Origin of the sequence: Burkholderia ubonensis (genome assembly GCF_001718695.1) — a bacterium.
Lineage (GTDB): Bacteria > Pseudomonadota > Gammaproteobacteria > Burkholderiales > Burkholderiaceae > Burkholderia > Burkholderia ubonensis_B.
On record NZ_CP013421.1, the window covers coordinates 1,041,387 to 1,061,603 of the forward strand.

The following is a 20,217-nucleotide window of genomic DNA, read 5'->3' on the forward strand; positions in this document are numbered from 1 at the left end:
ACCATTTTTAGCATCGATTGATAAACAGAAATACTGTGCGGGATTACTACTGCTACTCGAGCTGAATCTTATGGAACGGTTGTGCGATGCTTTCTCGTCGTGCAGTATGTTGATGGTGTCCTGTCGGATTGAAGCCGCGTTCTTTATGCGCCTGAATTGTCACCATGTGATGGAAACTGATTCGCCGTACGGTGCACTCCGGCCACCCGCGGGTGTGCCAATAAATTTATGCAGTCACGTAGGCAAGATCGGCGTGATTGTGTGCAATACAGGCGCCGAGAAAGCGACCGTTCGGCAACATCGCGAAACTCTCGCGTTGGCGAATTGACATGAGTAGCGCGAATCCGGATCCGATTCGGCGAGGCATGCACCGAGCGATACGGCCCATGTCTTATCCGACAGCGATCCGGGCTATTTGCCGAAATCGCGCGGTGAGGTATGGCGCTCGACATCGAATGTGCGTGGCGCTGGCAATCGTGCAACATCCGTTGTTCAAACTATCGGTGATCCGGTACGGATTGTTCCGTCTCGTTCGCATACGGCGCGAGCTGCGGTGGCGTTGGGGCCTGGCGGAGTCCGGTGGCGTTGCAGGGCGCGTTGCTTGTCACGCGCCTGACACATTCCGCAGGCAGTCGGCGGGCGTGTGCGGCCCCGGACCACTGCGCGACGGTGCCCACTTGCGTGTCGGACACGATCTGCTTGTCACGGCGGGCAACCCGCAAAAAGAGCGAGTTCCCGCTGTCACTTTTAATTACGGCGTGTTACTGGATATTAAAGCGTTGCCAGGACGACATGCGACGGCCGGCGAATAAGTGTTCTAGAACCACTTGTGCGGGATTCCACATTCTGCGCAAACGTTAAAATCGACAGGCATATTGCCCTGCGATGTACCACCGGTAGATACGTTTGATCACCGGTGAATGGCTCGTGAGATCCGTTGCGGCTGCTAATGCCGAGCACCGCTTCAATGACGTGAACTCGCGATACCATCGGCGCCGCCGCGCCATATCCATTTGGGCCCCGCAGCCGCAACGGCACACGAACAACGCCCGCAACGCACGCATTCCATACAGCGGCGCCATACATTGCAAAAATATTAAGGCAATGACCTGGATCAAGGGAGGCCAATTCCGCCGCGGTCGGCGTGATTGATTTTCTTGATTACCAACAAATAATTGGTAACGGATCGCCGTCTTGATTGATTCCGTCAACAATGAGGCGAGATCGGACACTGACGGAACGGCGGCGTATTTGCCGCATATGATGCGCTGCAGAAAATGCAAAAAATTGTTAAAGGGCCGAGATGATGCTGACAGTGCCGAATGTAATTACAACGGGGTCGCGAGTGAGCGGGGATCGGGGTCAAACTATCGGTCGTCGACGTGACAGCGTAATCATTCTGTTGCTCGACGGTTTTTCCATTATGCAAATGGGCAGGCTGGCTGCAGTATTCGAACTCGCCAATCGGCTCGAGCGTGTCAATGCGTCGTTTGAGGACCGTTATGAACTGCGGCTTCACTCGAGTCATGGCGGCGCCGTGCGCTCGTCGTCGGGCGTACAGATCTGGACCGACGCGCCGCGACCGCTCGATACGAGCAGCGTGCAAGCGATGTTCGTGCTGGGCGGGCAGGGGCGGGTGAACGGGCTCGACGAGCCGTTCATCGGCTGGCTGCATCATGCGCATCAGCGTGCGCGCGTGGTCAAGGGGGACGGCGCCGGCGTCGAAATGCTGAGCGCGATCCGGTTGAACCAGAAGACTCCCGAGACCGTGCCGCCCGCGCTGCAGGCGTCGTTGGCGGTGTGCAATCCGGGCGAAGCCGAGCAGAGCAGCGATGGCGACGAGGGCATGTTCGCCGCTGCGTTGTCGATCGTCGTGCGCGATGCCGGCTACGAGATCGCGCAGGAAATCGTAGCCTGCATGATGCCGGGCGCGAGCCGCAAGTTCGCGAGCGTGTTGTTCGGCGCGCAGGAGGCGCGCGCCAGCGAATTGATTCGTGCTGCCGCGCTTCATCTGCGCGCGAACAGCGCAAATCGCATCTCGATCGCCAATGCCGCTCAGGCGGCGGCGATGAGCGAGCGGAATTTTCTGCGGCGCTTCAAGAACGAGATCGGCGTGACGCCCACCGAGTTCGTGCTGCGAGTGCGGCTCGAGAAGGCTTGCTGCATGCTGGTCGAAACCGACTTGCCGGCCGACAAGGTCGCGCGCCGTGTTGGCCTCGGCAGCGGAGACCGTCTCGCGAAGCTGTTCCGACAGCATCTGTCGATGTCGCCGACCGAGTATCGCGCGGCCGCTCGGGACCGCATGATCGCGTCCGCGGACGGCGTCGAATGGCGCAACGGCACGTTCCGCCGCTGAAACGCAGCGTCGCATTCGCAGTGGGTGTGATGGCCGGCGTCTTGCCGGCCGATTCGTGTATGTCCGCACGCGTGGCCCGGGGCGGTGTTCAGGGCGCGGGCGCGAAGTAGGCTTGTGTGTTCGGATGGATCGACCGGTCGGCGGCAATTTCGTCGGCAGTCGCCCATCGGTACGCGGTGTGCTGCGCGTTCGGAAGCGACACGAGGTCCAGATTGCCGCGCAGCTTGTATCCCATCACGACGTAATGTGTCGTGATGTCCGGTGCGCCGCCGAAGTTGTCTTCATAGAGATGATCGTAGATGCCGACCAGTTCCGCGTCGGCGCGCTCGAGATCGCTGCATCCGAGTTCATCGCGCGCAATCCGTCGAAATGCATCGTCGAGGCGTTCGTTCTTGTGAATGCGTCCGCCAGGCACGAACCAGAATCCCTGAGCGGGACGGTTGGTGCGATGGCCGAGCAGGTATGCGCCGTCCTCGTTTGAGATGATCAGGTCGATCGCAACGAGCGGCGTTGCGTCGACGATGCGCAAGAAGGTATCGAGCGGCAACATGGCGGAGAGGCTCCATGAAGTTTGTGGGAATGTGCCGGCGTCGGATCGCGATGGCGTTTGCGTCGGTCTGTGAATCGGTGTGCCGATTTCGTAGACCCACAATGCCGCGGAGTTGTCGCCGACGGTGTTCATCATCATTGCCCGGCATGATCGCGCTCGTCGGTCAAAACCTCGAAGCATTCCGCCAATTGGCGCTCGCAAATCGGCGTGTTATCGCGATGTCGTTGGCGTCGAGCGTGCGGCGCGCATCGACACAATTGCATTCGGCCATGATCGTGGCGGCAGCCGCCATCTCGATTCCGAACGATCGTTTCGGCGCTAGTCTTTGGTCTGGCCTTTCGAGGAGACGCGTTCACCCCGGAACCTCCTCGGAACTTCACCTGCGCGCGTCGCGCGCGCAGGTCTTTTTATTCAGCACGGGTCGAGCTGCAGGTGCGGCGCATGTCTTTGCCGCCGCTCGACTCGCCGACGCCACGCGATGATGCGTGCCGCCTCTATCGAAGGCGGCAATGCAGCAAGCGCCAATCTCCAGAACCTCACTCTTGCCGAACCCGACGGCACCGTGCGCTGCGCTCGACGCGTCCGTCGCGTAGCACGGCATTCACGCACGACCGCGCAAAAAACGGCTGGCGCGCTCACTAACCTTCATCTACGTCAAACGCGATCGTCAATGGCGGAATCGAGGGGAAGAATGTCATGTGCGGCATGTTGCACCGCAATGTACGCTAGCAGCAGCGAATCGCGCATCGGTTGAGCTGCGCGACTTCACCGATAACTTGGCATTGCGGATATGAACGTCGCTCTCCTGATCTTCTCGAGAATCTGCTTCGTGTGGATTCTGGTCTACCTCGTGTTCAGCGCGACATCCGGCCTGTGGGCCGGTGCCCGACATGGACGTGCGATTCTGCTGCTCGAGTTTCGGCCGCGGCGGGCCCGCGGTTCGCGTGAAGTGGCGCGCGCTCGCGTATTGAAGAGAATGGCGCTCTCGGCCATGTTCGCGCTGCCGATCGGCGTCGCGACGCTCATCGCTGGCATAGCGCTCACATAGACGCTCGTTGAAGCGGTAAGCGGTGCGCGCGACGCCGCTCATATGCGACAGCACGGGCACGCGAGACCAAACACGGTGTTCGGTTGCCTGGCGGAATCTGCCTACTGCGGCCGCGGCCGTACGCGTGGCCGAATACGCCGTATCGATGCGGCACATGCACGAGTGACACCGATTGCATGTTGCCGTCGAATCGCATGCGTTTGCCACATCGATGTGAAGGCATCGGACCATCCCGTCGCCGTGAGCCGCATCGCATTCGCATATGGCCTGGATCGATGGGGAATCTGCGAAGCGGTGCGTGAATTGCGCGTTGGCGCGTGCTGTCGTCACATCGCAGTGCTACTCGATTCGACGCGTTCGGAAGCGGCGATTCCCGCATCTCGCTCGTCATGCATCTTTCTCCAGCACACGTGCTTCATTTCGCTGCTACACGGTAGTCAGAAAACGCCAATTTCTGGCCGATCAGGGAATTCCCGCAGGCTAATCCGACGACTGTTTGTTCTGATCGGCCAGCGTTTAAACGCCACTCGGCGCCGTCGGTATGATGCATCGCAACGGAGTCAAATTACCGAGCCGGACCGAAGTCGATTGGAAGGGATGTTCGAGAGTACGCCATGACGCACACGAATGTCGCTCATTCGGTAGATGAAGCGGAAGGAGATGTTGGAGGGAGACGGTCGCGCAAGAGTCGAGATATCGGCGTTGTCGTATTCGAGGGATTCTCGTTGCTCGCGGCGGCTGCGGTATGCGAGGTGTTCGAGGCAGCCAATGAGATTTATGCGCCTCATGCGGCCTCGCTTCCGCTGTATGACGTTCGGTTCTATTCGTCGCGAGGTGGAAACGTCGTGTGGTCGTCGGCCGTCAGCGTACGCACGTTTGCTTGCGATGCGGCGTTGGCCGATACCTTCGACGCGGTGTTCGTCGCAGGTGGAGAAGGTGCGCGGCGCGCTGCGCGTGACGCGCGGGTGATCGATTGGCTGAGGGTCGTCGTGCCGAAGGCCGGCATGGTCGAGACCATCAGCGAAGGCAGGATGTTGATCGACGCCGCGCGAAGCGGTGCGCACGGGGCCGACGCAGTCGTCGTCGATTACGACGGTTACGGGCCGGCTCGCGCAGCGTTGTCGCTGGTCGAGCGCGATCTCGGCGGCGATGCGGTGCGAGCGATCGCGTCGCGGCTCGCGCTGAACGACGCGCTGGTTGCGGCAGAGCATGACGACGCGCGCCACGGTGTGCCCGTCGAGCGGGTACGGGCGGCAGCGGACTGGTTGCGCAGGAACTGCGATCGGTCGATATCGGTTAGCGACGCGGTGCGGGTTGCGGCAATGAGCGAACGGAACTTCCTGCGGCATTTCAAGCAGGAGATCGGAACGACACCGTCCGAGTTTCTGCTGCAGGTGCGCCTGGAGCGCACGGTGCAGCTGCTGATGGAGACCGACATGCCGATCGGCACGATCGCTCGGCAATGCGGGTGGGGAAACGGTGATCGCCTGGCGAAGATATTCCGGCGGCACCTGGATGTGACGCCTTCGCAATACCGGTTGCGGGCCCGCTCGAACTGGGGCGTGCGACCGATTTAGCAAACACGGGATGTGCCGCGGCGACGGGACGGCGCACATCTTCTCGGATTTTCGAATCGAATCATTGCCCTGAGAGAATAGGAGTGCAGATCATGTCGGCATTCACCGAGACAGCACGCGACGAAACGGGATCGGTCGATCCCGACCGCGGCGACGCAGTGCGGGCGAAGGTTCGAGTCGCGCCGGTCATTCTCGCGGGTGGATCGGGGTCGCGCTTGTGGCCCATGTCGCGCGAGCAATATCCGAAACAGCTGATCGGCGTGCTGGGTGCCGACTCGCTGCTGCAGGCGACGGTTCAGCGCATGACCGGCTTTACAGCTGGCGAGAGCGAAGTGTCGGCGCCGATCGTCGTATGCGGCGATGAACACCGCTTCGTCACGGCGGAGCAGCTTCGTGCGAGCGGGCTCGCCGCAAGCATCGTCGTCGAGCCCGCGCGGCGCGATACGGCACCTGCACTGACGCTTGCCGCCGCGGTGGCGCATGCCGATGGCCAGGACGCGATCGTCGTCGCGATGCCGGCCGATCACGCCATTGCCGATACTCCGGCGTTTCACCGTGCGATCGCATTGGCGGTCGAGCATGCACGGCGCGGTGCGATTGCGACGCTGGGCGTGCCGCCCACGCGTCCAGATACCGGTTTCGGCTACATCAAGCTCGGCGAAGCGCTCGACGGCGGCGCGCATCGCATCGAGCGATTCGTCGAGAAACCGGCTGCCGAACTCGCCGCGCAGTATGTCGAGTCGCGCGCGTACTGGTGGAACAGCGGGATCTTCGTCGTGCGTGCGAGCGTGTGGCTCGACACGTTGCGTGCCCTGCAGCCGGACATGCACGCGGCCTGCCTCACTGCGTACGTGCAAGGCAAGACCGACGGCCCGTTCTTCCGCCCGCATGAGCAAGCCTTCCTGCAGTCGCCGGCGGATTCGATCGACTATGCTGTGATGGAGCGCCTGGCGTCCACGGCGGTCGGGGCGGAGGGCGTGGTCGTACCGCTCGAAGCCGGCTGGTCGGACCTCGGTTCGTGGGATGGCGTCTGGGACGCGCTCGACAAGGACGCCGACGGCAACGTCGGTCGCGGCAAGGTCGTATTCGAGGGCGCGACGTCGAGCTTCGTTCATTCGGAAGGGCGACTCGTCGCATGCGTGGGCGTGACCAATGCGGTAGTCGTCGAAACGGCGGATGCCGTGCTCGTCGCGGATCGCTCGCGTGTGCAGGATGTGAAGGGCCTCGTGAGCCGCATTCGCGCGCAGCAGGCGCCGGAGGCCGACGCGCACCGCAAGGTGCGGCGCCCGTGGGGCTACTACGACTCGATCGATCACGGCGCACGCTTCCAGGTCAAGCGCATCGTCGTGCATCCCGGCGGCCGGCTGTCGCTTCAGCTACACCATCACCGCGCCGAACATTGGATCGTCGTGAGTGGGACTGCGCTCGTCACGCGCGGCGACGAGCAATTCATGCTCGGCGAGAACCAGTCCACCTTCATTCCGCTGGGCGTGACGCATCGGCTCGAGAACCCGGGCAAGTTGCCGCTCGAGCTCATCGAAGTGCAATCGGGATCGTATCTCGGCGAAGACGACATCGTGCGGTTCGATGACACGTATGGGCGTGCGTGATGCGCCGATTCGGCTGTATTCGTTGACATCAGACGGGAGATTGAAATGTTCGGTCTGCAAGGAATGATGGCTCGACTCGTCGATATCGCGGTGATCGTCGCCGGCTCGTTGCTGGCGTCGCAATTTCGCTATCAGACGGTTTCTGAATCGCACTTCGACAGCGCGCTGGTGACGTTCTCGATCGCCTTTGCACTCGTGCTGTTTCCGGCGTTCGGCGTGTATGAATCGTGGCGTGGGCGCTCGATGCTCAGGCTGAGCGGAAAGATCTCGCTCGCGTGGTTCGCCGTGCAGGCGTGCGGCATCGTGCTGATGTTCTCGCTGCATCGATCGGACGTGATCTCGCGGTTGTGGTTCGTCTACTGGACCGCGATGACCGGGAGTGCGTTGATCGCGTCGCGCATCGGCACGCATCTGTTCCTGCGCAGCGTCCGCCACGCGGGCATCAACCTGCGTCGTGTTGCGGTGGTGGGGCATGCGCAGCATTGCCAGCAGGTGATTCGCAACATCGAGGAGTCGCCGGCGAGCGGGTTTCGCCCGGCTGCGGTATTCGATCTGCAGCCGGTCGTCGCGGGTGTTTCGCCTCGAGTGCCGGTATTCACGGAGCTCGACGAGTTCGCGAAGTTCGTGCGCGAGACCGGTGTGCAGGAAATCTGGCTGGTGCTGCCCTTGTCGGAGGAGGCGACGATCCTGCGGTTCGTCAATGCGTTCGGCGACGACCTGGTGAACATTCGTTTCATTCCCGACGTGCGTAGCGTCGCGCTGTTCGACGGCGAGATGGTCGACCTCATGGGTGCGCCGGCGATCAATCTCGTGGCATCGCCGATGCCGCGCCACGCGATGTGGAAGAAGGAACTGTTCGATCGCCTGTTCGCAGCCGTTGCATTGATCGGGCTGCTGCCGGTGATGGTCGTGATCGCGATCGCGGTGAAGTTGTCGTCGCGCGGGCCGGTGTTCTTCAAGCAGTACCGCAAGGGGGCCGATGGACGAGAGTTCCAGATCCTCAAGTTCAGGACGATGCGCGTGCACGTCGAGCAGGCCGGCGTGGTCACGCAGGCGACGAAGACCGATTCGCGCATCACGCGGGTGGGGCGCTTCCTCAGAAAGACTAGTCTCGACGAGTTGCCGCAATTTCTCAACGTGCTGCGCGGCGAGATGTCGGTGGTCGGGCCGCGGCCGCACGCGATCGAGCACGACCGGCTGTATCAGAAGGTCGTCGACGGCTACATCCATCGCTATCGGATCAAGCCCGGCATCACCGGATGGGCACAGGTGAACGGGTATCGCGGGGAAACCGATCGGCTCGAGAAGATGCAGAAGCGGGTGGAGTACGACCTTTATTACCTGCGGAACTGGTCGTTCGCGCTGGATATGCGGATCGTGTTGGCGACGGTGGCGAAGGGGTTGGTCAATGCGAATGCTTATTGAGCGGTGGTGGAAGTCGTGATTTGTCGCATCTCTAAACATAAACCGGGGAACACGAGATGAGATGTATTTTGGATCGGCGCGAGGCCAGGGCGACGGAAATCCGCCGTCTTGGCACACGAATCGTGATCGGCGCGGCGATGAGCGCGGCACTGTCGGCATGCTCGGTGGCGCCCGGCATGCGCATGTCGTCGCAAGCGACATTGCCGGTTACAGGCGGCGATGACAGTACTTCGCAGCAGAACCTGCAGATTCCGATTACTGATATCAACATGGCGTTGATTCGGGAGATGCGTGAGGCAGCGCTGCGGCTCGGCGAATCGCAGCTCAACGACCTGTTAGGCAAACCGGAGCCGTACACGCTCGGCGTGGGCGACGTATTGCAGATCACTGTCTGGGACCATCCCGAACTTGCTGTTGCACAGGGTTCGCAAACGTCGACAAACTCGCGGCCGTCCGATCCCGCTCAAGGCTTCGTCATTGACGACAACGGCAACGTACAAGTGCCGTATGCGGGAAGCGTTCATGTCGCCGGCATGCGCATCGACCAAACTCAACGGGCCATCCAGGCCGCGCTGCAGCGGGTTTTCGTGAAACCACAGGTCACGGTGCGCGTTTCTTCGTTCCGTGCAAAGCAGGTTTACGTCGACGGAGAAGTCCATACACCAGGTGTCGTCTCCATCAACGATGTACCGATGACGTTGAACGAGGCGATCAACCGAGCGGGCGGATTCAACCCGACGGCCGATCAAAGCCGGATGGTCGTCGTGCGCAACGGCAAGTCATACCGGCTCGACCTCACGCGGATGCTCGACCACAGCGTCAACCCGTCCAAAATACTGCTCAAGAACGGGGATCTGTTGCGTATCGTCTCTCGCGAGGATAACGGCGTCTTCGTGATGGGTGAAGTCAACAGGCCGATTACGGCATTGCCGTTGCGGAACGGACGCCTGACGCTGAGCGATGCACTCTCGCAGGCCGGTAGCGTGAATAGCGCGAGTGCCGATGCCGCGCAGCTGTACGTGATACGCGGTGCATCGGAAGCGAAGCCGCAGGTTTTTCATCTGAACGCTCACTCGCCGGTGTCGATGGTGCTAGCGAACCAGTTCGAGCTGCAGCCGAAGGACGTCGTGTATGTGGACGGCAACGCGCTCGTGCGTTTCAGCCGCGTACTGAGTCTGTTGCTGCCCGCGATCAACGCAGGTCTGACCGGCGCGGTGTTGACCAAATGATCGACACCATCCTGGTTGTGTGTGAAGGCAACATCTGCCGCAGCCCGATGGCGGAGGCGTTGCTGGCGCGCGCATTGCCGGCGGCCCGGATCAGATCGGCGGGATGTTCGGCGCTCGCGGGCCGGCGTGCCGATCCACTCGCCGTCGAATTGATGGCCGAGCGCGGCATCGACCTCGGGCAGCACATTGCCGTCGATCTGAATCTCGAACACATGCGATCGGCAGACCTGATTCTCACGATGACGCAGAGCCAGCGCAAAAGAATCGAAGCCGGCTATCCGTTCGCGAAAGGGCGTGTATTCCGGCTTGGCGAATTCGAACAGATCGATGTCATCGATCCCTATCGGCGCGGGCGACCGGCATTCGAGCTGGCTCTGACGCAAATCGACCAGAGCATGAAGCGCTGGGTCGACAAAATGAATCGGATCAAGAATTGATTATGGAATCCGTAAATAAATCGAGAATCATCGACATGCAGGACGGTGATGAGATTCACCTGTCCGACTATGTCGCTGTCGTCGCAGAGAACTGGAAACTCATCTTCGCGATTGCCGCATTCATCCTTTTGCTCGGCACGGTATACGCGTTCGTCGCGAAGCCGGCCTATCGGGCCGACGTGATGATTCAGGTCGAGGACAGTGCCAACTCTACGCAGAACGCGTTGGGGGAGCTTGCCTCGATCTTCGATACGAAGCAGACCGCCGACGCCGAGATCGAGCTGATTCGATCGCGTCTCGTGGTCGGCCATACGGTCGAAGCATTGCACCTCGATATCTCGGCGCAGCCGCGCTATTTTCCGGTGATCGGAGCCTTGGCAGCACGCATCGCGGGCAGCCAGAAATTGGCGCCGCCGCGGTTCGGAATGACACGCTTCGCGTGGGGCGGCGAGAAGATCGAAGTCACGCGGTTCGATGTGCCGAAAGAACGCTACGGCGCGACGTACCAGCTCATTGCCCGTGACGACAGTCATTACGAGCTCGTCAATCCAGAAGGCGATGTCGTCCTGAAGGGTACCGTCGGCCAGCTTGCACGCGGGGCGGACCAGTACGGCGGGGTGGAACTCGTCGTTGCGCGTCTTCGCGGACGGCCGAACACGGAATTCGTTCTCACCCGCGCGTCGACACAGGCAACCATCAAAGGTCTGCAGGACGCGCTCGTCATTGCCGAAAAGACGAAGCAATCTGGTGTAATCGGCGCATCTCTGGATGGCTCGGACAGCGTTCGGACCGCGGCGATCCTCAATACGCTCGCATCCACGTACGTCCAGCAGAACATTGACCGCAAATCGGCCGAGGCGGAACACACGCTTGCGTTCCTCGACCAGCAATTGCCACAGTTGCGCAAGCAACTGGACCAGTCAGAAGACAGATACAACGCATTTCGCAACCAGAAGGGCACCGTCGATCTGACCGAGGAAAGCCGTCTTCTGCTCCAGCAGATCGTCGAAGGCAAGACGAAGCTCGTCGATCTCGAGCAGCAGCGTGTCGAGATGGCGCAACGCTTCACGGGCGAACATCCGGCGGTCGCGGCACTGACCGCGCAAATCGCGGCTCTCAATGCGCAGCAGGAGCAGTTGAACAAGCGCGTGCTGACGCTGCCGGATACCGAGCAATCTGCATTGCGCCTGTTGCGGGACGTGCGCGTGAATACGGAGCTTTACACCAGCCTGCTCGATAACGCGCAGCAGCTGCGCATCGTCAAGGCAGGTCAGGTCGGCAATGTCCGTGTCGTGGACTTCGCAGTGGCCGCCGACGAGCCGGTGAAGCCGAAACGGCCGCTCATCATCGTGCTGGCCGCGTTGCTCGGGCTCCTGATCGGTACCGTGACGGCGTTTGCGAAGCACGCGTTGTTCGGCGGGCTGAAGCACAGCGACGAAATCGAGAAGGCGATCGATTTGCCGGTCTACGCCACGATTCCTCATAGCCAGGCTCAGATCAACCTGCAGCAGGCGATGGATCGAGGGTTGCCAGGCCCGCATGTGCTGGCAGCGCTCGAGACCGAGGATCTCGCTACCGAAGGCATTCGCAGCTTGAGAACGGCGCTGCAGTTTGGCCTGCTCGATTCCACCAATAACGTGATCGTGATTACCGGACCTCGGCCGGATGTCGGGAAGTCATTCGTGTCCGTGAACCTGTCGGCCGTTATCGCGAGCAGCGGTACGCGCGTACTGCTGATCGATGCGGACATGCGTCGCGGCAACGTTCATTCGTATCTCGGCGTGTCCAAGCAACCCGGCTTATCCGACGTCATCACGGGATTCAAGCTCGACGAGGCGATTCAGCGCGACGTCATCACCGGTGTCGACCTGCTTCCGAAGGGATCGCTGCCGCCGAATCCCGCAGAGCTACTGCTGAGCGACCAGTTCAAGAAGCTTCTCGATGAAGTATCGCGGCGCTACGACCTAGTGATCATCGACACGCCGCCGGTGCTTGCGGTTACCGACTCGACGGTGATCGGCCGATATGCGGCGGCGACGCTGCTCGTCGTCCGGCATGGAAAGCACCCGCGAGCCGAACTCATCGAATGTGCGAACCGCCTGCGCGGCGGCGGCGCAGCCCTGAAGGGGGCGTTGCTGACCGACGTACCTCGGCATCGATTCGGTTACGGCAGCTATTACTCCGGCTACTACGGATACGAAAGCGTTTCAGAGTGAACAACATTGCGAATGTGCTTTTGCAATCGACACACAGGGCACGTCCATTTAGGAGCATCGAATCATGAATCGTAAAGTTGCTTTGATTACCGGCGTAACGGGGCAGGACGGCTCATACCTCGCAGAGCTGCTGCTTAATAAGGGTTACGAGGTGCATGGCATCAAGCGCCGCGCCTCGCTGTTCAATACCGACCGGATCGATCATCTCTATCAAGATCCCCACGTGTCGGACCGGCGCTTCGTGCTCCATCACGGCGACCTGACCGATTCGACGAGCCTCGTGCGCATCATCCAGCGTGTGCAGCCTGACGAGATTTACAACCTCGCGGCGCAGAGTCACGTTGCCGTGTCGTTCGAGGAGCCGGAATACACGGCGAACGCGGACGGCATCGGCGCGCTGCGTATCCTGGAGGCGATCCGGATTCTCGGGCTAGAGAAAAAGACGCGCTTTTACCAGGCGTCGACGTCGGAGCTTTACGGTCTCGTGCAGGAGATTCCGCAGAAGGAGACGACGCCGTTCTACCCGCGCAGCCCGTATGCGGTCGCGAAGATGTATGCGTACTGGATCACCGTCAATTACCGCGAGGCGTATGGCATCTACGCGTGCAACGGCATTCTGTTCAATCACGAGTCGCCGGTACGTGGTGAGACCTTCGTCACGCGCAAGATTACACGCGCGATCGCGCGGATCGCAGCCGGCCTGCAGGACTGCCTTTACCTCGGAAACATGTCGGCATTGCGCGACTGGGGCCATGCGCGCGACTACGTCGAAATGCAGTGGTTGATGCTGCAACAGGAGCAGCCTGAAGACTTCGTCATCGCGACCGGCGTGCAGTACAGCGTACGGGAGTTTGTCCAGCATGCGGCTACTGAACTCGGTATCGCCGTGCGATTCGAGGGAGAGGGGGTTAGCGAGGTCGGTATCGTCGAAAAGGTGGAAGGCTCCGATGCGAAGGTGGCGCCTGGCACCGTGATCGTGCGTGTCGACCCGCGCTATTTTCGCCCGACTGAAGTTGAGACACTGCTGGGCGACCCCACTAAAGCTCATGAGAAGCTCGGCTGGAAGCCAACCACTTCGTTCGAGTCATTGGTCACTGAAATGGTGCGCGCGGACTATCAGGTTGCAAAGCGCGATGCGCTCGTGACCCTAGCCGGTTTCAAGACGTTCGAATACAACGAGTGAGCACCATGGACAAAGACACGCGAATTTTTGTCGCCGGACATCGGGGAATGGTGGGTTCGGCCATCGTGCGTAACCTCGAGGCGAAAGGTTATCGCAATGTGGTGACGCGTCGCCATTCGGAACTCGACTTGACCGATCAGGCCGCGGTGGAAACGTTCTTCCGCGACGGTGCGATCGATGTCGTGGTGCTTGCAGCGGCCAAGGTCGGCGGAATTCTGGCGAACGACACTTACCCCGCCGATTTTCTGTACGTCAACATGATGATCGAAGCCAACGTGATCCACGCGGCTTATCGGGCCGGGATTCAGCGCTTGGTATTCCTTGGGTCTTCGTGCATCTATCCGCGTGAATGTCCGCAGCCGATCAAGGAAGAGTATTTGCTGACCGGACCGCTGGAAAAGACCAACGAGCCGTACGCAATTGCAAAGATCGCGGGGGTCAAGCTTTGCGAGTCGTACAACCGGCAATACGGGACGAAGTATGTGTCGTTGATGCCGACAAACCTTTACGGCCAGAACGACAACTATGACCTGAAAAATAGTCACGTGTTGCCAGCATTGCTACGCAAGGCGCACGAAGCGAATCTCGAAGGAAAGAACAGCCTCCTGGTGTGGGGAACCGGACGCGCACGCCGCGAGTTCCTCCACGTCGACGACATGGCTGACGCGACAGTCTTCGCTTTGGAGCGGGACGTCGAAGCGAGCCTGTACAACGTGGGATGCGGATCGGATGTCACGATCGAGGAATTGGCGCGCGCGGCTATGCGGGCGGTGGGATTCGATGGCCGAATCGAATTCGACGGGACGAAGCCAGACGGCACGCCGCAGAAGCTGCTCGACGTCAGCAAGCTGGCCGATCTGGGATGGACTGCGAAGATTGGTCTCGACGAGGGACTGGCTTCGACCTACCGCGATTTCCTCGAGCGTCCTGAAGCACACGTGACGGAACGGGTTTAAGTGCGGAGACACTGCGAACCAAGATGATGCGATTTGACGAGAGCAGCGCGACCTGGGTGTTCGCGCAACAGGGTGTGTCGCGCCTTCTGGTGGCGTTCAAGTTCTTCCTTTTGGCACGCTTGTTGGGGCCAGAGTCGATCGGGCTGATCGCCGCGGCCTTGATGGCTCTGTCGATTGCGGAATCGCTCACCGAAATGGGATTGAGCCATGCGCTGATCCAGCAACGCGAGTTGTTGGATCAGCGAAGCCTGGACGCATTGTGGACGGCAAACGCTGTACGAGGCACGATCCTTTCAGTTGTCTTGTTCGTGACATCGGCGCCAATCGCGCGACTGATAAGTATTCCTGAGAGCACGACGTTGTTGCAACTGGTTGCGCTGGTACCGTTTGCGCGGTGTATGGCAAGCATGCGGGTTGCGATCGCTCAACGCGAAAGGCGGTTTCGCACGGTTGGCCTGTTGACGACGACATTCGTCATCGTTGACTTCGTGATGTCATGTGTTGCGGCATTCGCCTACCACGACGTGGTATGGGTGCTTGCAGCGCTTCCGCTGGCAGAGTTGCTGAAGGCTATCGCGTCGCATGTCGTATTTTCCACACGGCCGCGTCTGAATTTCGACACCGCACCGCTTGGCGAGGTTATGGGGTTTGGCCGTTGGGTTTGGGCTAGCAGCTTGCTGACGATGGTCGTCAATCAACTTGATCGGCTCATAACGGTGAAGACTTTTGGCGTGCAGACTCTCGGCCTATACCAGACGGCAAGTCGCCTCGCCCAATTTGGCGTGGCCGACTTTGGCATTGCGCTTAACCAGTACCTGTTTCCGAACTTTGCCGAGCTGGCCCGGAGAGACAAAGAGCATGCGGTAAGGTATGCGTTGGCCCTGTTTAGCCATCTGGGCGCGATCGGTCTGGTGCTTGCAACATTCCTTTGCGTGACGGCGCCAGACATCATTCGTTGGTCTCTCGGCAGCCAGTGGCGCGGTGCGGTGCCATTTTTCCGGGTCTTTGTCTATTTGATGGCGGTGGGCGTGCTTGTTGGTCTTCTCAATGCATATCTTCGTGGAACCGGGCGGCCGAGTCGAGTCACGGTTGCCACGTCGATACAACTTGTCGTCTTGCTCGGCCTATCTGCTATTGCAGTACCTTTGCTTGGCCCGATCGGCGTTGCACTTGCGTCTGCCATTTCGGTTTTTGTCTGCTGCCTGATCATGCTTCGGGAAATGCTTGCCGACGCGGGTGGCGACTTGCGGGAGCTTTGGCCGCTCGCTTTCATCGGAGCGCCAATTTCAGGTCTGGTCATTTTGCTCGGATATCTGTTGTCTGAGATTCCGTACCGCGTCGTACCGATCGGACTCTTGAGCGCTATCGCAATCGTTTTGCCTCTGCAGAAATTGCGGGCTGGCTTTTCGTTGTCTGCTTGAGGAGACTCGGTCATGCGAATTCTTCATATTGTTCTGACGCCACGGTATTCCGGCGCGGAAATCCTCGCGTGCAGTTTGGCAGACGCACACGCAGGGCGCGGCGCAGTCACGGGCATCGCCGCGTTGAATCCATCCGATCCAGATTTCGAGAAAATCGTCGATCCGCTTGTGCAACGGGGTGTCTGGTACACGAGTCCGCCACATGTGACTGGGCGTTTGGACCGAATACGCTTGATCAAACGCGCATGCCGGGAATTCAAACCGGACATTATCGTCGCGCATTCAGTGATCCCGGCCGCGTACGCCCGGGCGGTGGCGAGTTTGTCCGGTGCTTCCATTCCGGTAGTGAGCGTGTTGCACTCTGCGACGAACGACGACTATTCGAATCCCGCGTTGCGTGCTTCTGAGTATCTGTTGCGTTTTGCGGCGGCGGCGGTTGTAACCGTGACCGATACCGCCCGCGATAACTACAGAATGCGGTTCGGTAGCGCGGGTCGGATCGAGACGATCCCGAACGGTACTCAGATCGATCGTTTCCGTTTTAATCCGGCGGAGCGACACAGGCTGCGTCATGCGTTGAAGGTCGGTGAGAAGCAGATAGTTCTGTTGCAGGTCGGTCGCGTTGCGCGAGTGAAGGGACAGGTCTCCAGCGTACTGGCGCTCCAGCGGCTCGTTAGTGGCGGCCACGATGTCGTGCTTTGGTTCGCCGGCCTGACGGAGACCGATGAATATCGCCAGGAAGTCGTCGAAAAAATAGCAAAACTGAAGCTTGAGCACCATGTCTTGTGGTTGGGCAGCCGGTCGGACGTGCCTTCGCTTTTGTCCGCGGCGGACGTCTATCTTATGCCGTCCTTACGCGAGGCGCACAGCGTCGCGATGATCGAGGCTCTAGCTAGCAGCGTACCGGTCGTGGCGTCGGATATTGATGCGTTTGCGAAGCTGAGTCGGTTTGAAGGAGTACGGTGCATTCCAGTGTCGGATAGCGCGAGCTACGCGGCGGCGATCGAATCATTCATTAAGTATCAGCCACGGTTCGAGCGGGATCTCAGCGCATTTTCAGTTAAGCGCGTGGCCGAACGGTATTTCGATCTTTTCAAGCAGATCTTGATGCGCGATGACTTCGGGACAGACCGTGCGTAGGGGAACGGAATGGCGACATTGATGATCGTCGAACCAGATGCGACCGGCCACCGCATGGTGTTGTACGTTCGGCTGATCGTGGCTGAGGCGCTCGCCCGCGGGTGGAAGGTTGTTATGTTGACCAGCACCGAAGCGACGCGTCACGACGCATACAAAGCGCTGCTGTCCGAGTTCGGTGACCGGCTGAAGATTGCAACGATGCCTGACGTGCCCCCAGGGGGGGCGAGTCGGTTCGAGTTGTTTCGCTTGCAGTACCGATGGATTCGAGCGTTTCAGGCAGGCTATCGAACCGTGTCCCGGTACGAGAAGATCGATTTCGTATATGTACCTTTCTTCAACAACATCGATAAGGTGATTGGCTGGCTCGGATCACCATTTGGCGATACACCGTTCGGCGGGATGTTGTTGGCCGCCAAGTTTCATCATGCAGCGTGCGGCATTATCGGTACTTACGGCAAGCAGGATATGGTTAACAAGTTCTTTTTCGCCCGTGCGCTCAAGACGCGAAATCTTGCCGTTCTGACCTCGATCGACGAGCCGCTCGCCGAATTTGTCGGCCGAGCGATGAAACATCATTCCGGTAAGGTTCGCTACGTTCCCGACGTGTCATTCATCCGGCAACCGGCGGAGCGGTCGGCGGCGCGGCTGGTTCACGGCCTTTCGCCGAGCGACTTCGTGATCTTGCTGTATGGCTCGGTCAGCCCTCGCAAAGGGCTCACGAAGTTGTTGAGGTTGTTTGACGCGCCGGATCTGCCGCCTCATTTCCGTGTACTGATGATGGGCGCGCAGAATGCGGAAGCGAAGCGGATGATCGCCGAGTATCTTGAACGACGGCCGGAGCGCAGACACCAGCTCGTTTCTGTCGATCGTTTCGTAACGCATCTCGAGGAAGGGCAAGCCTTCGCCTGCGCGGACGTGGCGTGGTTGTGCTATGAGAACTTCAGCGGGATGAGCGGTGTGTTGATTCAGTCGGCGCAGGCTGGAGTGCCCGTCGTGACGGCAGGCTACGGACTAATTGAACACTACCGGGAGCGATACAGGCTCGGCATTCGATGGAGTGATTTTGTCAGCGGATCCAGCGACGTGCGCTTCAATTGGTCATGCCTTGCCGACAGCGTGGCCGCAATGAGGGGATCTGACCGGTTGCGGGCGTTCGCGATGGCACATACGCCGCAGGCTTTCGGACGCAACGTCGTCAATGCCATTGCTGTATCTCAGAACTGGCACTTCGACGAAGTCGATAGTTGTGTTTCGTGAATCGAGTTGACCATTTGGACGGGACCGTGACGAACCACGAGACATCGAATGCGAGCGGTAACGGCGCTGGCAGGGAGACTGGGGTTGCATTGAAGCATACGGTCTATTACGTGCAACCGTTGATTGCGCGCTATCGGATCGAGGTTATCGCGGCTCTCCGGCAACGCTTCAACGTGAAGGTGTTCGCGAACTCATCAGGGGTTGAGTCGCGAGGTTTTTCTCGCGAGCGCCCAGAATGCGAAGAATTCGTCGAAACGCCGATCAAGAATGTTTTCCTCAACAAGCGCGTCAAAGTCCAGACAAAGGTCGTGCCGCGCATCGTACGCGAGCGGCCGGCAGCCGTGTTCATCTTCGGCGATGTAACTTACGTTTCGTTGTGGCTGGCGCTGATCGTGGGTCGTGTGACTCGCGTTCCGATGGTGATTCACGGGCAAGGTCTTTACCGTTACGAGAAACCGGGTCTGATGCGTACCCTTTGTTATCGCGCGGCGGTCGCACTTTCCTCGCAGTACGTCTGCTACGCGGAGGTATCGAAGCGCTCACTCGAGCGCATTGGTTGCCCGCCCTCGAAGCTTACCGTCGCGAGGAATTCGCTTATGGTTGAACGGACGGTTGCGCCATTGGAGAAAACTGGCACCGAGCAAGGCGTGTTGTTCGTCGGGAGATTGCGTGAGGGCTGCAACGTAGAAATCCTGATCCAAGCCGTCGAAGCGCTCGTGCACGGCGGGCATTGCATTGTGCTGCACGTCGTCGGTGATGGCGAGCAACGAGCTCGCTTGCAGGACAGGTATGCGGGGCGGGCTCACGTTGTCTGGCACGGCGGGATTTTCGATGATGGTGAGATTGCCGCGATCAGCCGAAAGTGCCGGATTGGCTGCTATCCCGGCGCTGCGGGTTTGAGCGTCGTCCATATGTTCGGCCTCAGTCTGCCGCCTCTGGTGCACGACCGGCTGCCGATGCACATGGGTCCCGAGCCGGAATATGTGGAGCCTTTCGAGACCGGATTTCTCTATGCTGAGGATGGCGGCGCGGATGCGTTGGCAGCGGCTTTGATCGAGATCTGGAAGTTACCGCCGGAGGTCGTTCGCAACACGGCCACACGCGCTTTTGCCAAATATCAGCAGCTCAACTCGCCGAGCGTGGGTCAGAGACTGGCGGATATCGTCGCTAGAGTGATCAAAGCATGACATATGACACCGAGACACAGGATTCCGGCGGCCTCGGCGATCGATTGGCCTATCAGGATCTGAGCCGCTTTGCTGTACCACATGGCTTCCGTGGTCGCAGCATTGTGATCGTTCAACTTTGGTGGCTCTGCCAGGCGATCCTGTTTCGGGCATCACCGCAATTCATGTATGGCTGGCGCCGATTTCTATTGCGTCTATTTGGCGCGCGAGTCGGGAAGGGTGTGCTGATCCGACCGACGGCCGTGGTGACGTATCCATGGAAAGTGACGCTTTGCGATCACAGCTGGATCGGGGACGATGCGGTGCTATACAGTTTGGGCACGATTGAGATCGGTGCTCATGCGGTTATCTCGCAGCGTTCGTATTTATGTGCTGGTGATCACGATCCCGCTCGCGTTGACTTCGCAATTCGCGGCCGGTCGATCCGAATCGAGGAACAGGCGTGGGTAGCCTCGGATGTATTTGTCGCGCCGGGCGTGACCGTCGGCCGTGGCGCTGTCGTTGGTGCGCGAAGCTCGGTGTTTTCCGATATCGAGGAAGGGATGGTTTGTGTCGGAACCCCCTGTCGACCGTTAAGGCGCCGGGTGCCGCAATGATCGCCAGATAGACGACTCGAACTCCGAAT

Annotated in this window: 17 protein-coding genes; 16 read left to right on the plus strand and 1 reads right to left on the minus strand. The window is 60.0% G+C overall.

What is annotated here, in order from left to right:
• Positions 1-1,303 precede the first annotated feature (1,303 nt).
• Positions 1,304-2,356, plus strand: a complete 1,053-nt coding sequence (locus WJ35_RS19335) for a GlxA family transcriptional regulator (RefSeq protein ID WP_069239715.1) — start codon at positions 1,304-1,306, stop codon at positions 2,354-2,356.
• Between the two features lie 88 nt (positions 2,357-2,444).
• Here the strand turns inward: WJ35_RS19335 and WJ35_RS19340 are convergent, their stop codons facing one another.
• Positions 2,445-2,906: a GDP-mannose mannosyl hydrolase gene (locus tag WJ35_RS19340; protein ID WP_059668296.1), complete on the minus strand. Its 462-nt coding sequence runs from the start codon at positions 2,904-2,906 to the stop codon at positions 2,445-2,447.
• A gap of 146 nt (positions 2,907-3,052) precedes the next feature.
• Here WJ35_RS19340 and WJ35_RS31425 point away from each other — a divergent pair, with 146 nt between their 5' ends.
• From WJ35_RS31425 to WJ35_RS30545, 15 genes are all read left to right on the plus strand, one after another.
• Positions 3,053-3,388 carry a hypothetical protein gene (locus WJ35_RS31425; protein ID WP_124260117.1) on the plus strand — a complete coding sequence of 112 codons (336 nt, stop codon included), beginning with the start codon at positions 3,053-3,055 and terminating at the stop codon, positions 3,386-3,388.
• A 308-nt stretch (positions 3,389-3,696) separates the two neighbouring features.
• Positions 3,697-3,954 (plus strand): hypothetical protein, encoded by a 258-nt coding sequence (locus tag WJ35_RS19345; RefSeq protein WP_069239716.1) that lies wholly within the window; start codon positions 3,697-3,699, stop codon positions 3,952-3,954.
• A gap of 614 nt (positions 3,955-4,568) precedes the next feature.
• Positions 4,569-5,531, plus strand: a complete 963-nt coding sequence (locus WJ35_RS19350) for a GlxA family transcriptional regulator (RefSeq protein ID WP_069239717.1) — start codon at positions 4,569-4,571, stop codon at positions 5,529-5,531.
• Between the two features lie 92 nt (positions 5,532-5,623).
• Positions 5,624-7,141 carry a mannose-1-phosphate guanylyltransferase/mannose-6-phosphate isomerase gene (locus WJ35_RS19355; RefSeq protein ID WP_080484396.1) on the plus strand — a complete coding sequence of 506 codons (1,518 nt, stop codon included), beginning with the start codon at positions 5,624-5,626 and terminating at the stop codon, positions 7,139-7,141.
• A gap of 45 nt (positions 7,142-7,186) precedes the next feature.
• Complete coding sequence (locus WJ35_RS19360) at positions 7,187-8,566, plus strand: undecaprenyl-phosphate glucose phosphotransferase (RefSeq protein WP_069239718.1); 1,380 nt, start codon at positions 7,187-7,189, stop codon at positions 8,564-8,566.
• 56 nt (positions 8,567-8,622) lie between these two features.
• Entirely contained in the window at positions 8,623-9,795 is a 1,173-nt protein-coding gene (locus WJ35_RS19365; RefSeq protein ID WP_080484380.1) for a polysaccharide biosynthesis/export family protein, read from the plus strand.
• Positions 9,792-10,232, plus strand: coding sequence for a low molecular weight protein-tyrosine-phosphatase (locus WJ35_RS19370; protein ID WP_069239719.1), 441 nt, complete (start codon positions 9,792-9,794; stop codon positions 10,230-10,232). The genes WJ35_RS19365 and WJ35_RS19370 overlap by 4 nt, the downstream gene beginning before the upstream one ends.
• 2 nt (positions 10,233-10,234) lie before the next feature.
• Positions 10,235-12,448: a polysaccharide biosynthesis tyrosine autokinase gene (locus WJ35_RS19375; RefSeq protein WP_069239720.1), complete on the plus strand. Its 2,214-nt coding sequence runs from the start codon at positions 10,235-10,237 to the stop codon at positions 12,446-12,448.
• Positions 12,449-12,512: 64 nt separating this feature from the next.
• Positions 12,513-13,631: a GDP-mannose 4,6-dehydratase gene (gene gmd / locus WJ35_RS19380; protein WP_069239721.1), complete on the plus strand. Its 1,119-nt coding sequence runs from the start codon at positions 12,513-12,515 to the stop codon at positions 13,629-13,631.
• 5 nt (positions 13,632-13,636) lie between these two features.
• Complete coding sequence (locus tag WJ35_RS19385) at positions 13,637-14,587, plus strand: GDP-L-fucose synthase family protein (RefSeq protein ID WP_069239818.1); 951 nt, start codon at positions 13,637-13,639, stop codon at positions 14,585-14,587.
• Positions 14,588-14,610: 23 nt separating this feature from the next.
• On the plus strand, positions 14,611-16,008 hold the full coding sequence (locus WJ35_RS19390) for an oligosaccharide flippase family protein (RefSeq protein ID WP_224019646.1): 1,398 nt from the start codon (positions 14,611-14,613) through the stop codon (positions 16,006-16,008).
• Positions 16,009-16,020: 12 nt separating this feature from the next.
• Positions 16,021-17,148, plus strand: coding sequence for a glycosyltransferase family 4 protein (locus tag WJ35_RS19395; RefSeq protein ID WP_080484381.1), 1,128 nt, complete (start codon positions 16,021-16,023; stop codon positions 17,146-17,148).
• 21 nt (positions 17,149-17,169) lie between these two features.
• The gene (locus tag WJ35_RS19400; protein ID WP_230459696.1) at positions 17,170-18,405 is read left to right on the plus strand and encodes a hypothetical protein; all 1,236 of its coding nucleotides are present in this window, start codon (positions 17,170-17,172) and stop codon (positions 18,403-18,405) included.
• A 26-nt stretch (positions 18,406-18,431) separates the two neighbouring features.
• Positions 18,432-19,592 carry a glycosyltransferase gene (locus tag WJ35_RS19405; protein WP_155121942.1) on the plus strand — a complete coding sequence of 387 codons (1,161 nt, stop codon included), beginning with the start codon at positions 18,432-18,434 and terminating at the stop codon, positions 19,590-19,592.
• The gene (locus WJ35_RS30545) at positions 19,589-20,188 is read left to right on the plus strand and encodes a putative colanic acid biosynthesis acetyltransferase (RefSeq protein WP_080484382.1); all 600 of its coding nucleotides are present in this window, start codon (positions 19,589-19,591) and stop codon (positions 20,186-20,188) included. The genes WJ35_RS19405 and WJ35_RS30545 overlap by 4 nt, the downstream gene beginning before the upstream one ends.
• Positions 20,189-20,217 lie beyond the last annotated feature (29 nt).

Bases quoted from the DNA above. Each gene is read 5' to 3' on its own strand.
- WJ35_RS19335 (WP_069239715.1), top strand. From the start codon at position 1,304: ATGATGCTGACAGTGCCGAATGTAATTACAACGGGGTCGCGAGTGAGC.
- WJ35_RS19340 (WP_059668296.1), bottom strand. From the start codon at position 2,906: ATGTTGCCGCTCGATACCTTCTTGCGCATCGTCGACGCAACGCCGCTC.
- WJ35_RS31425 (WP_124260117.1), top strand. From the start codon at position 3,053: ATGATCGCGCTCGTCGGTCAAAACCTCGAAGCATTCCGCCAATTGGCG.
- WJ35_RS19345 (WP_069239716.1), top strand. From the start codon at position 3,697: ATGAACGTCGCTCTCCTGATCTTCTCGAGAATCTGCTTCGTGTGGATT.
- WJ35_RS19350 (WP_069239717.1), top strand. From the start codon at position 4,569: ATGACGCACACGAATGTCGCTCATTCGGTAGATGAAGCGGAAGGAGAT.
- WJ35_RS19355 (WP_080484396.1), top strand. From the start codon at position 5,624: ATGTCGGCATTCACCGAGACAGCACGCGACGAAACGGGATCGGTCGAT.
- WJ35_RS19360 (WP_069239718.1), top strand. From the start codon at position 7,187: ATGTTCGGTCTGCAAGGAATGATGGCTCGACTCGTCGATATCGCGGTG.
- WJ35_RS19365 (WP_080484380.1), top strand. From the start codon at position 8,623: ATGAGATGTATTTTGGATCGGCGCGAGGCCAGGGCGACGGAAATCCGC.
- WJ35_RS19370 (WP_069239719.1), top strand. From the start codon at position 9,792: ATGATCGACACCATCCTGGTTGTGTGTGAAGGCAACATCTGCCGCAGC.
- WJ35_RS19375 (WP_069239720.1), top strand. From the start codon at position 10,235: ATGGAATCCGTAAATAAATCGAGAATCATCGACATGCAGGACGGTGAT.
- gmd (WP_069239721.1), top strand. From the start codon at position 12,513: ATGAATCGTAAAGTTGCTTTGATTACCGGCGTAACGGGGCAGGACGGC.
- WJ35_RS19385 (WP_069239818.1), top strand. From the start codon at position 13,637: ATGGACAAAGACACGCGAATTTTTGTCGCCGGACATCGGGGAATGGTG.
- WJ35_RS19390 (WP_224019646.1), top strand. From the start codon at position 14,611: ATGATGCGATTTGACGAGAGCAGCGCGACCTGGGTGTTCGCGCAACAG.
- WJ35_RS19395 (WP_080484381.1), top strand. From the start codon at position 16,021: ATGCGAATTCTTCATATTGTTCTGACGCCACGGTATTCCGGCGCGGAA.
- WJ35_RS19400 (WP_230459696.1), top strand. From the start codon at position 17,170: ATGATCGTCGAACCAGATGCGACCGGCCACCGCATGGTGTTGTACGTT.
- WJ35_RS30545 (WP_080484382.1), top strand. From the start codon at position 19,589: ATGACATATGACACCGAGACACAGGATTCCGGCGGCCTCGGCGATCGA.